Raw genomic sequence first — 13649 nt, 5'->3', positions numbered from 1 at the left:
TGGCCGCATCCGGGCAAACCGTTATCCTGGCCGTGACATGGGAGTCACCGCGCACCAGAGCAGCCGCCGGCACGAGCAGGTGGAGCACACTCGCCTGCGGATCATCGTGGCCGCCGAGCGGCTCTTCGCCGAGCACGGCGTCTTCTCCGTCTCCAACCGGCAGGTCAGCGAGGCCGCCGGGCAGGGCAACAACGCCGCGGTTAACTACCACTTCGGGACGAAGGCCGACCTGGTCCGGGCGATCATCCAGCGGCACGCCGAGCCGATGGAACAGATCCGGGCCGAGCTGCTCGACCGCCACCGCGGCAGCACCCGGCTGCGGGACTGGGTGACGTGCGTCGTCCGGCCGTACACGGATCATCTGGCCTCACTGGGGTCGCCGTGCCGCTACGCCCGGCTGGCCGCGCAATTGATCACCGAGCCGCAGCTGCGGGAGCTGGCCGCGCTGGAGTTCGCCGGCGCGACGCACCTGATCGAGGTGACCGAGTCGCTGCACGCCTGCCTGCCCGGCCTGCCGCCGGCCGTGTGCAACGAGCGCGACGACATGGCCCACACGCTGATCACGCATCTGTGCGCGCAGCGGGAACGCAGCCTGCCGGAGGATCCGGCCGAGGCGTCCACGGTGTGGTCGGCGACGACGGTCGGGCTGATCGACGCGATCGAGGGGCTGTATCAGGCACCGGCAACCCGGCGTGAGCCTCCACAATGATCAACATTCATTCGGCAATCACTTGACTTAAAAACCCGACGCGGCTTAGCTGATCCGGCCATCCCTCCGGTTCCACCCATAAGGACCACCCATGTCCCCGACCTTTCAGCCGCGCCGCTACTCGCCCGCGCTCCTCGCCGAGCTGCGCGCGAAGTACCAGGCGGAACGCGACCGCCGGATCCGCCCGGAGGGCACCGCTCAGTACCGGCGGGCCGCCGGCGAGTTCGGCTCCTACGCCAAGGACCCCTACACCGCGTGGGCCGAGCGTGAACCGGTCCGCGACCAGGTCGAGGCGACCGTGATCGGTGGTGGCTTCGGCGGCCTGGTCACCGGGGCCAAACTGCGCCAGGCCGGCGTCGAGAGCCTGCGGATGGTCGACGAGGGCGGCGACTTCGGCGGCACCTGGTACTGGAACCGCTACCCCGGTGTGCACTGCGACATCGAGGCCACCGTCTACATGCCGCTGCTGGAGGAGGTCGGCTACGTCCCGAAGTGGCGTTACGCCCCGGGCGAGGAGATCCGTCAGCACGCCGTCGCCATCGCGAAACAGTTCAGCCTGTACGACGACACCATGTTCCACACCCGTGTCACCGGCCTGAGCTGGAACGAGGACACCGCCGACTGGACGGTCACGACCGACCGCGGCGACGAGTACCGCAGCCGGTACGTGGTGATCTCCTCCGGCACGCTCAGCCAGCCGAAACTGCCCGGCATCCCCGGCTTCGACGAGTTCGGCGGGCACACGTTCCACAGCAGCCGGTGGGACCACGACTACGACCTGACCGGCAAGCGGGTCGCGGTCGTCGGCACCGGCGCCAGCGCGATCCAGATCGTGCCGTCGATCGCCCCGGACGTCGAGCAGCTCTACGTCTTCCAGCGCACCCCGTCCACCGTCGACGTGCGGGGCAACCGCCCGATCGACCCGTCGTTCGCGGCCACGCTGAAGCCCGGCTGGCAGCGCGAACGCATGGAGAACTTCCTGACCCTGGTCACCGGCGGGCACGTCGCCGAGGACCTGATCGACGACGGCTGGACCGCCACCGCGAAACTGCAGCGGCAGATGCTGACCGGCACCGTCGACGAGAACCTGACCGCCGAGGAACGCGACTACCTCGACGAGCTGGCCGACGCGCGCAAGATGGACGAGATCCGCGGCCGGGTCGCCGAGATCGTCGAGGACCCGGCGACCGCCGAGATCCTCAAGCCGTGGTACCGCTACATGTGCAAGCGGCCCACGTTCAGCGACCACTACCTCGAGGCGTTCAACCGGCCCAACGTCACGCTCGTCGACACCGCCGACCTCGGCGGGATCACCGCGATGACCGCGACCGGCGTCAAGGTCGGCGACCAGGAGTTCGCGGTCGACTGCGTGATCTTCGCGACCGGCTTCGAGGTCGGCATCTCCGGCGTCGTCTCCGGGACGCTGCCGGTGACCGGCCGCGGCGGCCTGCCGCTGCTCGGGCACTGGGCCAAGGGGCCGCGCACGCTGCACGGCTTCTACAGCCACGGCTTCCCCAACCTGTTCCACCTCGGCTCGCTGCAGAACGCCGCGGCGGTCAACTTCACCCACGTGCTGCAGGAACAGGCCACCCACATCGGCGAGCTGGTCAAGGCGGCGACCGAGCGCGGCGCGCAGCGCATCGAACCGACCGCGGAGGCCGAACAGGCCTGGGTCGACACGATCCGCGACACCGCGCCGGTCAACTTCAACTTCCGGGCCGAATGTACGCCGGGGTACTACAACGGGGAGGGCAAGCCGCGCCCGGTGAACACGTCGTTCGGGCCCGGCCCGGTCGTCTTCCACGAGTTGCTGCGCACGTGGCGGGCCGAGGGCGGCATGGACGAGGTCCTGCGCTCGTAGAGTCGGCGCCCCTCGCCGCGGGCACGCTCGTGGAGTCGGCGCCCCTCACCGCGGGCACGCTCGTGGAGTCGGCGCCCCTCACCGCGGGCACGCTCGTAGAGTCGGGGGCATGAAGGCGATCACCATCAGCGGCACCGGCCTGGAACTCGTCGACAAGGACGTCCCCGAGCCCGGCGACGGCGAGATCCGGGTCCGGGTGCTGCGCTCGGGCGTCAACCCGACCGACTGGAAACGCCGGCCCACGAGCGAGGCCGGGGCCGTCCCGAACATGGACGGCGCCGGGCTCGTCGACGCGGTCGGGCCGGGCGTACTCTCCCACCACGCCGGTGACCGGGTCTGGGTCATGCTGGCCGCACACACCGGCCCGCACGGGACCGCGGCCGAGTTCACGATCGTTCCCGCCGCGCACGCCTTTCCACTTCCCGAGCCTTTCCCGTACGACGTGGGAGCCGCCCTGGGCGTCCCGGCCGTCACCGCCCACCGCGCGCTGACCGTCGCCGAGGCGGGCCCGGAACGGCTCGGCCCGGGTGCCCTCGACGGCCGGACCGTGCTCGTCGCCGGCGGCGCCGGAGCGGTCGGGCACGCGGCGATCCAGCTCGCCCGCTGGGCCGGCGCGACGGTCGTCACCACGGTCAGCTCTCCGGAGAAGGCGGCGCTGGCCACCGCGGCCGGGGCGCACCACGTCGTCAACTACAAGCACGGTGACGCCGCGGCGGAGATCCGGGCGATCGCCCCGGACGGCGTCGACATCATCGTCGAGGTGGCCGCCGCCCGCAACGGCGCGTTGAACCAGGCGGTCGCGGCGAACCACGCGACGATCGCGATCTACGCCGACAACGGCGGGGCCACCGCGGCGTTCGACATCCGCCCGCACATGATGATCAACGCCCGTGTCCAGTTCCTAATCCTCTACACCGTCGGCGAAGAGGCGCTGCAGGCCGCGGCCGAGGACATCGGGGCGGCACTGCGCGACGGCGCCCTGCCCGTCGGCGCCGAGCACGGCCTCCCCCTGCACCACTTCCCGCTGGCCGAGACGGCGGCCGCCCACGACGCCGTTGAACAGTCCATCGTAGGCAAGGTCCTCATCACCCTCGACTGATTCCCCGTTCACGACAGCGGACGGCGGTGCGGCGCGCACCCGGGTGAGCGGTTGCCGGAGGTCCGGGCCGGACGGGGGCGGTGGGACCGGGGTGGCGGCGGCGCCGGGGTGGGGCCGGCACCGGCTGGGCATCGCGGACTGCTTCCCAGGGGGTGGGCAACGGTCGTACCGAGGAATGCTGTTGACGTTGATCTTTGGCTAGCATCCGGTTGTTCTCAGAATCGCAGGGAGCGGACCGATGGTCATCACAGCTCGCAGGAGGAGGCACGGATGACCGTTGAGCTGCTGCTGGCCCGGGCCGAGGAGCTGCGGCGGGCCGGCGACTACCGGGCCGGGTGCGAGACGGCACAGCGGGCCGCGGATCTGGCGCGGGCCGGCGGGGACGGCGCCGGGCAGGCCGAGGCGCTGCGGTCGCTGGCGAACCAGCTGCTGCGGATCGGGCGGCAGGAGGAGGCGGTCACCGCGTGCCGGCAGGCGGTCGCCGAGTTGGAGGCGCTGAACGACGGCGCCGGGCTCTGCCAGGTGCTGACGTTGCAGGCGATGCCGTTGCGGGACCTGGGCATGCACGAGGAGGCCCTGGAGGTACTGGCGCGGGCGCGGGACATCGCGCAGGCGCTGGGGAACCGGGACCTGCTCTACTGGGTGCACAACCGGACCGGGGTCGTGCACGGCAGCATGGGCGATCACGAGCTGAGCAACGTGTACCTGTCGCAGGCGCTGACGATGGCGACCGGGATGGACGACGAGGCCCGGTTCTGCATCCTCAACAACATCGGCGACAACGCCACGTACGAGGTGCCGCGCCTGCGCCGCCTCGGTGAGACCGACCGCGCCGAGCAGATGCTGGGCAACGCCCTGATCTGGGTCGCCGAGGCGCTGCGGCTGGCGCGGTCGGCCGGGAACCCGTTCCGGGAGTCGCTGAGCCTGGACAACTACGGGGTGCTGCTGGGGCTGGCCGGGGATCTGGACGCCGCGGCCGGGCACCTGGAGCAGTCGCGGGTGATCGCGGTCGACGCCGGGTACTGGTCGCTGGAGTCGTCGGCGCTGCAGCACCAGGCGCGGCTGCGGCTGCTGCGCGGTGAGTGCGACGCGGCCGTGGACGGGCTCCTCCTGGCGCTGGACCGGGCGCGGCAGGCCGGCGAGAAGCCGATGGTCATGGAGATCCTGCGGGAACTCTCCGAGGCGTACGAGCAGATCGGCGACTTCCGGGAGGCCCTGCGCTGCTATCGGGGGTTCCACGACCTGGAGCGTGAGCTGCACAATCAGGTCGCCGCGGCGAAGGCCCGGATGGCCGCGCACTACTTCGAGCTGGACAACGCCCGCCTGGAGGCCGAGAACGCGCGCCTCGAAGCCGAGCTGCACCGCACGTCCAACATGGAACTCGCCGCGGCCAACGCGGTGTGGCAGCGGCAGGCGACCGAGGACGCGCTGACCGGTCTGCCGAACCGGCGCTCGGTCGACGAACGGCTGCCCGTGCTGGCCGCCGGCGCCGCGCCGCTCGCCGTGGCAGTCGCCGACGTGGACCTGTTCAAGCAGGTGAACGACAGGTTCGGGCACCCGGTCGGCGACGAGGTGCTGCGCCGGATCGCGGCGATCTTCCTGGACGGTGTGCGGGACACCGACATGGTGGCGCGGCTCGGCGGCGAGGAGTTCCTGGTCGCGCTGAGCGGCTCGGGCCTGGGCGACGCCCGCGCGGCCTGCGACCTGCTGCGGGCGCGGGTGGCCGCGTACCCGTGGGAGCAGGTCGCCGAGGGGTTGAGCGTGACGATCAGTTTCGGGATCGCCGAGGCGACCGGCGCGGACCTCGGGATGGGACTGGCCGACCAGCGGCTCTACGAGGCGAAACGGGCCGGGCGCAACCGGGTCCACGCCCACTGAGGCGTGACCCAGGAGGAGCGGGCCGCGCCCGGCCGGTTCACCCACGAGCTGCGGGTGGGCGACCGGCCGGCGTTACAGCGCGTGCTCCCGTTCCTGACCGAGGAGTCGTTCGACGACCGCTTCGAGCACGGCGTCACCCGGTTGCCGGCCGGCCCCTGACTCCTCGGGCGAGGAGCCGGTCCAACAGGATCGGCCCGGCCGGCTGCGTCAACGAGAGAACCACCCGGACCGAACCCACACCCCTTTCCGCCGTACGGCCATTGCCCTGCACGTCGACCGTGAGCTGCGGAGCCTCGTCGGGCGTGACGTCGCCGAGCAGGATCGCGGCGGCGAGCGGATCGTGGAGCGGGATCTCGCGCACGCCCAGCCGCCGCTCGTAGCTGTCGAAGTAGACCGGCGTCATGTCCGCGAGTGCCCGCTGCAGCGGGGTCCCCGCGGTGCGCAGCGCGTCGACGTCGGCGACCGTCCACCGGTGACGCATCGTGACGTCGAGCGGGACCAGCGTGACCGGCCACGGCGCGGCGAGGACGGTGGCCGCGGCGGCCGGGTCGTGGGCGATGTTCGCCTCGGCGTGCGGCTGACGGTTGCCGGGGACGCGGACCGCCCCGCCCATCACGGTGACCGAGGCGAGCAGCCCGGGCAGGTGCGGCTCGCCGCTGAGCGCGGCGGCCAGGTTCCCGCACGGGCCGGTGGCGAGGACATGCAGCTCACCCGGGTTCTGCCGGGCGAGATCGAGGAGCAGTTCCACGGCCGTACGGGAGATCGGATCTTCTCCGCGGGGAAGCGTGACCCCGCCGACGCCGTTGCCGCCGTGGACCGGGACCACCGACCCGGGGTGCTCGCCGGAGCCGACCGCGACCGGGATGCCGGTGACGCCGGCCAGTGCGAGGACGCCGAGCGTGTTGGCCGCGGCCTGCGCAGCGGTGGTGTTGCCGTTGACCGTGCCGATGCCGGCGAGGGTCACGTCCGGGTGCGCGAGCAGGTAGGCGATGGCGATCGCGTCGTCGATGCCGGTGTCACAGTCGAGGTAGATCAGCATGCTCCCCGTTCTACAGATGCTGCACGAGCGGGGCGAGTGTTGCCGGGTGATGAACTCGCAGGTCAGCGTGAACCGGTTAAGAACATGCCGGAAATCAATTATTGACAGAGTTGGATGTCAGGCCTAGCTTCAGCCCGAGGAAAGCGCTTACCTGCACGTGGACCCATTACCCCGTCCCCCAACGGAGGAAATCCCCATGTCCCCGTCACGTCGCACCGTCCTCGCCGCGGCCACCGCCGGCGTCCTCGCGTCCGCCGGTGGCCTCGTCGCCGCCCAGGCCGGGCCGGCGTTCGCCGCCGAGTCCAGCCCGGTCGGATTCGCGAGCCTCAACGGCGGCACCACCGGCGGATCGTCGAGCACCGTCGTCACCGTCACCACGGCGTCCGCCCTCAAGTCGGCGCTCAGCTCCAGCACGTCACAGACCGTCAAGATCTCCGGCCTGATCACGATCTCGGGCATGTACAGCGTCGCCTCGAACAAGACGATCCTCGGCGTCGGCTCCGGCTCCGGCGTCACCGGCGGCGGATTCAACCTGTCCAGCGTCAAAAATGTGATCATCCGGAACCTGGTGTTCAAGAATGCCGGCGACGACTCGATCAACGTGCAGGAGGGCAGCACCAACATCTGGATCGACCACAACGACCTGTCCAACGGGTACGACGGGTTGATCGACATCAAGCGCGGCTCGGACTACCTCACGGTCTCCTGGAACCACCTGCACAACCACGACAAGTCCATGCTGCTCGGGCACAGTGACGACAACAGCGCCCAGGACCTCGGGCATCTGCGCGTCACCTACGTCCACAACTGGTTCGACGGGACCAACCAGCGGCACCCGCGCGTGCGGTTCGCCAACCCGGTCCACGTGCTCAACAACTACTACAGCAACATCGGGTCGTACGGGGTGGCGTCGACGGAGAACGCGGGCGTCTACGTCGAACGCAACTACTTCGAGAACGTGGCGAACCCCACCGTCACGCAGACCGGCGACTCCGCCTCCGGCAACCTGAAGGTGCTGAACAACTACAAGGTCAATTCGGGCACGGAGCAGGTGCGCAACGGGGCCGCCGTGGCGGCGATCCCGTACTCGTACTCACCCGAGGCGAACAGCACCGTCAAGGCCACGGTCACCGCGGGGGCCGGCACCGGCAAGATCTGACATTCCACATCTGACGGCGCCCGCCACCCATCCCCAGGCGGGCGCCGTCCCCCGATTCCACCGCCCTGCACGACGCGGCCCCGCTGCCCGTCACGGCCCAGCCACGAGTCACGCCCACCGGCCGGCCCCGGCGGTGCCCCGACCCCCACGAGACACCCCCCCCGGCCACCGCCGGCCGGCTCGCTCCCAGCAGTGCCTCGACCAGCGCGAGAACCCCTCAAGCCCGGCTTGCGAACTGCGACGCGCGCGGGACTCTCCCGGCGGGGTTACTTCACGACGGGTTTGTTGCTCTGAGCGGGACCGTCCACGGAGGCCGCCCTGGTGGGCTTCGCGTTCCGGGCCGGCCACGGCCCTGCGAAGCCCACCAGGGTCCCCGCGGGAGCGGCGGAGAAGGACCACAGCGGACGCAGGACATGAAGATCCTGACTTCGAAGTGAGGAAACGCCCGGATGCAGGGCTTCCCGGACCCGGGCGTCTGTCACTTCTTGAAAGCGGCGCCGACCGACGAGCCCTTGGCGGGCTGGGCCATGCAGTGCAGCAGCCAGCCGTTGCTGCCCTGGACCGGCCACGCGTCGCGCCGCCAGCCCTTGGTCGTGGCCGGGTCGAGGCTCTGCGCGGCCATGACCTGCGCCGAGCAGGCTTTGGCCACGTCGGGCTGCTTGATCAGTGGTGACGTGGAGTCGAGCACCGGTGGCCCGGCGGGCAGGGTGATCGCGGCGAACGTCTCCCACACGTGGGAGCCGGGGCAGTAGCGGGACACCGGCGCGACGGCCTGGGTGCCGATCTGGGTGAGGCCGGCCCAGCAGAGCGGTTCGTCCGGGCAGAACGCGTCGCCGCAGGCGGTGAAGCCGGTCGGGGCGCCGCCGGCGGCCGCGGTCGCGGTGGGTTCGCCGGCGGCCGCGGCGCCCCTGGGGTCGTCGTTGCCGCCGCGGGCGACGATCCCGGCGACGATGAGGGCGATGACCACGACGGCGGCGACGGCGCCGATCAGCACGCGGGGGTTCTTCTTCCCCGCGGTACGACCGGTGCCGCTCGGCGACGCGAGGTCGGCCTGCCGGGCCACTTCGGCCATGGCCAGTGCGGACGGGAAACGCTTCTCCGGGTCGGTCTGCAAGGCCCGTTCGACGAGGGCGAGCACGGCCGGCGGCACGTCGGCGCCGAGCGTTCTCGGCTCCTGCTGGATGCGTTGGAGCGCGACCGCGTACGGGTTGTCGCCGACGAACGGCTTCTGCCCGGCGAGGCATTCGTAGGCGACCAGGCCGAGCGAGTACACATCGCTGCGCCGGTCGGCGGGCTGGCCGAGCACCTGTTCCGGGGCGAGGTAGCCGGGCGTGCCGAGGACCGCGCCGGTGGCGGTCACGCCGGGTGACCCGAGGTGCCGGGCGATGCCGAAGTCGGTGATCAGCACGCCACCGTCGCTGCGCAGCATGATGTTGGCAGGCTTGACGTCCCGGTGCAGGATGCCCTGGTCGTGGACGGCTTGCAGGCCTTCGGCGGCGGCGATGACGATGCGTTTGGTCTCGGCCGGGCTGAGCCGGCCCTCACGGACGAGGCGCTGCGCCAGTGACTCTCCGTCGATGAACTCCATCACCAGGTAGGTGCGCCCACCGTTCTGACCGACGTCGTGGATCGCCGCCACGTTCGGGTGGTTGACCCGGGCCATGGCGTGCGCCTCGGCGGCGAAGCGTTGCACGAAGTCGGGGTCCTGGGCTGCCGCCGGCAGCATGGTCTTGATCGCGACGACCCGGTTCAGGGATTCGTCGAACCCCTGCCAGACCTCGCCCATCCCGCCGGCGCCGAGCCGGTTGTCCAGGCGGTATCGGCCGCCCAGTCGCATGCCGGCCCCGAGGCCGAAATTCGGTTGCACGCGCGCATCGTAGGGGCTATGCGTTGTGGATTTGTAAATCTGTCGGCGTGTCATTTTTGAAACGCGCGCGTCAACCGCGTAACGGCCTCGTCCATCAGCTCGGCGGGCGCCGCGGCGTAGGTCAGCCGCAGGTGGGCGGCGGTCGGCTCGGCCGCGAACCAGGGCCGCCCCGGAAACACCACCACGCCCTCGGCGGCGGCGCGCCCGGCCAGCGCGACGTCGTCGCTCCCGTCCGGCAGCCGGACCCAGAGGTGCAGCCCGCCGCGCGGGATCGCGGCCGGGACCAGGGCCGGCAGCCGGCGCTCCAGGGCGGCCAGGAGCGCTTCCCGTCGAATTTTCAGTTCCCGGCGGAGCGTACGGAGATGGCGCCCCCACCCCGGCCCGGTGACGAACTCGAGTGCGGCCTGCTGCAACGGCCCCGCCACGAAGAAGTCGTCGAGCAGCCGGGCGGATCGCAGGCGGGCCCCGGCCGGCCCGCGCGCCCCGATCGCGGCGATCCGCAGCCCGGGCGCCGCCGACTTGGTCAGTGAGCGCAGGTAGACCACGTGCCCGTCGGGGTCGCCGGCCGCCAGTGGCGCCGGGGCCTCGCCGTCGATCACCAGGTCACGGGCGTAGTCGTCCTCGATCAGGAACGCCCCGTTGTCCCGCACCGCGGCCATCACCGCGTCCCGCCGGTGCGCGGCCAGGGTCGCGCCGCTCGGGTTGGCGTAGAGCGGCTGGCAGTAGAAGATCCGCGCCCCGGTCCGGGCGAACGCGGCTGCCAGCTGGCCGGGCAGCACGCCGTCCTGGTCGGCGGGGACCGGCACCACGCGCAGGCCGGCCGCGTGGGCGGCGGCGAGCGCCCCCAGGTAGGTCGGCGACTCGACCAGCAGCGTGTCGCCGGGCGCGGCCAGCGCCCGGAACGCCGACGACAGCGCGGCCTGCCCGCCAGGACAGATCACCAGGTCACGGGCTCGCAGCTGGGCACCGGAGGAACGGGCGAACCAGTCCCGCAGGTCCTCGCGACCCTCGGCCGGCCCGCGCTGCCAGGCGGCCGGTTGCCGGGCGGCCCGCGCGAGCGCCGTCCCGAGCGCGGCGGTCGGCTGCAGGTCGGCGTGCAGGTAGCCCCCGGAGAGCGGGATCGCGCCCTCCGGCGGTAACGCCAGTAACGCCTGCATCTCACTCTCGCCGAAGCGACCGGGGCCGAGCGCGACCGTCTGCCATGACAGGTCGGGCACGCGCACCGGCTCCGGGCGCGCCGCGACGAACGTCCCCTTGCCCGGACGGGCCTCGACCAGACCCTGCGCGACCAGGGAACGGATCGCCTCGGCCACGGTGACCGGCGACGCGCTGTGGTGTGCGGTCAGCTCCCGCACCGACGGCAGCCGGGTCCCCGGGACCGCGCCGGTGACCCTGATCCGAAGATCTTGGATAACGCGGGCCGCTGCGTTACCGTCATTCATGAGAGACGACAGTAGCGCTACTGACCGCAGTACGGTAACAGCGGGTCTGACCCTCGGGGCCGTGGGCGTGCTGGCGTTCAGCATGTCGCTGCCGGCCACCCGGGTCGCGGTGCACGAGCTGGACCCGTGGTTCGTGGCATTCGGCCGGGCCGTCGGCGCGGCCGTGCTCGCCGCGGCCTTCCTCCTCCTGACCCGGTCGCCGCGGCCGACCCGGGCGCAGTGGCGGCGGCTGCCGATCGTCGCGCTCGGCGTGGTCGTCGGGTTCCCGCTGTTCACGTCGCTGGCGCTGACCAGCTCCACCTCGTCGCACGGTGCCGTCGTGGTCACCGTGCTGCCGGCGATGACCGCGGTGTTCGCCGCGATCCGCGCGCACGAGCGCCCGCCGCTGGTGTTCTGGCTGTCCAGCGCGGCCGGGCTGGCCGCGGTGCTGACATTCCTGATCACGACCGGGGCGGTGCGCGGCGCGCTGACCCTGTCGGATCTGTACCTGCTGGCCGCCGTGGTGCTCTGCGGGCTCGGGTACGCCGAGGGCGGGGTGCTCGCCCGTGAACTCGGCGGGGCGCGGACCATCTGCTGGGCGCTGCTCGCCGCGCTGCCCGTCACCCTGCCGATCACCCTGGTCACGCTGCCCGGGCCGGCCGGGGCACGCAGCTGGGCGGCGTTCGGCTACCTGACGGTGATCTCCATGTTCCTCGGGTTCTTCGCCTGGTACGCGGGACTGGCCAAGGGTGGCATCGCCACGGTCGGGCAGATCCAGCTCGCCCAGCCCGTGCTGACCATCGTCTGGTCGGCACTGCTGCTGGGCGAGCCGGTCACGCCCGCGTCCCTGGTGGCGGCGGTCGTGGTGCTGGGCTGCGTGGTCCTGACCCAGCGGGCGCGTCAGGGCTTGCGGGTCAGCTTCCACCAGAGTGAGGGCTCGCTCGTGGCAGCGTCGGTGGCGAGATCCACCCGCTCCCCCGAAGCCTGAACCTGGCCCACCGGCTGACCGGCCGTGACCTGCGCTCCCGGTTTCGTCGTCGTGGTCGTGACCTTCACGGCGAGGCCGGGCCAGCCGATCACCTTCAACGCGGTGACCGGTGACACCGTCGACGTCGAGCCCCAGGCGGTCTCGACACTGCCGACGGGTTTCGCGGCGAGCAGCTCGTACTCCTTCACGGTCTTGCGGACCGAGGCCAGCAGGGAGCGCACCACCTTGTTGACGGCGGCGAGCTGCTCCGGGGTGTGCGCGCCCGGCTGGTTGAAGACCGCGCCGACCAGCACCAGCGTCTTCGAGCCGACCTGGATCCGGGAGGCGAACAGCAGGTTGCCGCCGGCCTGCGTGGTCGAACCGGTCTTGATGCCGAAGACCCCGTCGACGCCGAGCAGGTCGTTGTAGTTCTTGATGGTGCCGACCACCGGGATCTGCGCGCTCCTCAGCTCGACGATCTCGGCGAACACGTCGAACTCCAGCACCGCCCGGCCCAGCTTCACCTGGTCCGCGGCGGTGCTGGTGGTGGTCGGCAGGAAACCGGACGGGTCGGTGTACTCCGTCGTGGTCATGCCCAGCTCGTCGGCGGCCGCGTTCATCTTCTTCAGGAAGCCGTCGACGCTGCCGGAATCCCAGACCGCGAGCTGGTGCGCGATGTTGTTCGCGGACGGCAGCATCAGCGCCTCGAGGGCGTCACGTTCGGTCAGTTTCTCGCCCGCGACCACCTGCACCAGCGACTGGCCACTGGGGATCCGGGACTGGTAGTCGGCAACGTCCGCGCTGGTCACGGTCAGGTCCGGGCCCTCGTCATCGCCCTGGATGGGGTGCTCCTTGAGGATGACGTAAGCGGTCATCACCTTGGCGACACTGCCGATCGGCTCGGCCGAGTCACCGCCCGAACCGCCGATCCGGCCCAGCCCCTCGACCATCAGCTCGGCCGACCCCTGCGCCGGCCACGGGATCTTGGGCAACGTGCCCGGGATCTTCAGGGTCGACGCGATCGCCGTGGTCAGCGTCGCGGCCGGCAGATCCCGGCTGAGCTGCGCCGCCGCACCGCCACCGAGCAGGGCGACAACCAGGAAGAGGGCGACCAGGACCGCTGTCAGGCGCCGCCTTCCCCGCTTCTGGTCCGGTACGGCGTTCTGGCCGCCCTGATACGTCGCCGGACCTGACGGTGTCGCCGGCGGGGGCGGGGTGAGAGGCGGCTGATCGGTCACGGGCACGGAGAACGACGCTTGTCGGGTCGCCGCATCGTATGTCGCCCCGGGCCGCGCGGGGACCGGAACGGACGCGCGCCCGGACTGCTGAGGCAGCTGTTGCTGGGGCGTTTGTGGTGGCGCTCCTTGTTGTTGCGGCACCGGCACTGACGCCCGGCCCGGTGTCACCGGACGCGACCCGGGAACGGGCGGGCTGTGCTGCACCGCGTTGTCACCGGGTCGCGGCCCGGGCACCCGCGCCGACCCCGTCGCCGGGCGACCACCGGCCTCCGGCATGCCCTCGCCCGGCTCCCCCGTCTGCGTCATCAGTCAGCCCCCTCCACGGCCCCGGACCGCCCGGATGCCGGAACCAGTATTCCTGAGCTGCTCAAATCTCTGTAACCCGACGGTGGTCAGGCCAGATGCCGGAAA

Annotated in this window: 11 protein-coding genes; 7 read left to right on the top strand and 4 right to left on the bottom strand. The window is 71.6% G+C overall.

Annotation, left to right across the window (positions count from 1 at the left end; all coding sequences use genetic code 11):
• The first annotated feature begins 37 nt into the window (after positions 1-37).
• The 5 genes from ACH442_RS06335 (at position 38) to ACH442_RS06315 (ending at position 5706) form a co-directional block, all read left to right on the top strand.
• The gene (locus tag ACH442_RS06335) at positions 38-709 is read left to right on the top strand and encodes a TetR/AcrR family transcriptional regulator (RefSeq protein WP_396336873.1); all 672 of its coding nucleotides are present in this window, start codon (positions 38-40) and stop codon (positions 707-709) included.
• A gap of 91 nt (positions 710-800) precedes the next feature.
• A complete protein-coding gene (locus ACH442_RS06330) occupies positions 801-2570 on the top strand; it encodes a flavin-containing monooxygenase (protein ID WP_396336872.1) in 1770 nt (589 codons plus the stop codon).
• A gap of 109 nt (positions 2571-2679) precedes the next feature.
• Positions 2680-3669 carry an NADPH:quinone reductase gene (locus ACH442_RS06325; protein WP_396336871.1) on the top strand — a complete coding sequence of 330 codons (990 nt, stop codon included), beginning with the start codon at positions 2680-2682 and terminating at the stop codon, positions 3667-3669.
• Between the two features lie 270 nt (positions 3670-3939).
• Positions 3940-5547 (top strand): diguanylate cyclase, encoded by a 1608-nt coding sequence (locus ACH442_RS06320; protein ID WP_396336870.1) that lies wholly within the window; start codon positions 3940-3942, stop codon positions 5545-5547.
• A 3-nt stretch (positions 5548-5550) separates the two neighbouring features.
• A complete protein-coding gene (locus ACH442_RS06315; RefSeq protein WP_396336869.1) occupies positions 5551-5706 on the top strand; it encodes a hypothetical protein in 156 nt (51 codons plus the stop codon).
• Here the strand turns inward: ACH442_RS06315 and ACH442_RS06310 are convergent.
• Complete coding sequence (locus ACH442_RS06310; protein ID WP_396336868.1) at positions 5681-6586, bottom strand: nucleoside hydrolase; 906 nt, start codon at positions 6584-6586, stop codon at positions 5681-5683. The two genes, ACH442_RS06315 and ACH442_RS06310, sit on opposite strands and share 26 nt — an antisense overlap.
• A gap of 196 nt (positions 6587-6782) precedes the next feature.
• Between ACH442_RS06310 and ACH442_RS06305 the strand changes: the two genes are divergently transcribed.
• Positions 6783-7745 carry a polysaccharide lyase family 1 protein gene (locus ACH442_RS06305; protein ID WP_396336867.1) on the top strand — a complete coding sequence of 321 codons (963 nt, stop codon included), beginning with the start codon at positions 6783-6785 and terminating at the stop codon, positions 7743-7745.
• A 478-nt stretch (positions 7746-8223) separates the two neighbouring features.
• On the opposite strand, the gene ACH442_RS06300 is transcribed toward ACH442_RS06305, so the two are convergent.
• Positions 8224-9612, bottom strand: coding sequence for a serine/threonine-protein kinase (locus ACH442_RS06300; protein WP_396336866.1), 1389 nt, complete (start codon positions 9610-9612; stop codon positions 8224-8226).
• Positions 9613-9662: 50 nt separating this feature from the next.
• Positions 9663-11054: a PLP-dependent aminotransferase family protein gene (locus ACH442_RS06295; RefSeq protein WP_396336865.1), complete on the bottom strand. Its 1392-nt coding sequence runs from the start codon at positions 11052-11054 to the stop codon at positions 9663-9665.
• Between ACH442_RS06295 and ACH442_RS06290 the strand changes: the two genes are divergently transcribed.
• Positions 11053-12021: a DMT family transporter gene (locus ACH442_RS06290; RefSeq protein WP_396336864.1), complete on the top strand. Its 969-nt coding sequence runs from the start codon at positions 11053-11055 to the stop codon at positions 12019-12021. The two genes, ACH442_RS06295 and ACH442_RS06290, sit on opposite strands and share 2 nt — an antisense overlap.
• Here the strand turns inward: ACH442_RS06290 and ACH442_RS06285 are convergent.
• The gene (locus ACH442_RS06285; RefSeq protein WP_396336863.1) at positions 11934-13244 is read right to left on the bottom strand and encodes a D-alanyl-D-alanine carboxypeptidase family protein; all 1311 of its coding nucleotides are present in this window, start codon (positions 13242-13244) and stop codon (positions 11934-11936) included. The two genes, ACH442_RS06290 and ACH442_RS06285, sit on opposite strands and share 88 nt — an antisense overlap.
• Positions 13245-13649 lie beyond the last annotated feature (405 nt).

The sequence above is a fragment of the Actinoplanes sp. NPDC020271 genome (genome assembly GCF_044388125.1).
Classification (GTDB): domain Bacteria; phylum Actinomycetota; class Actinomycetes; order Mycobacteriales; family Micromonosporaceae; genus Actinoplanes.
This window is presented reverse-complemented; position numbering and strand designations above follow the sequence as displayed.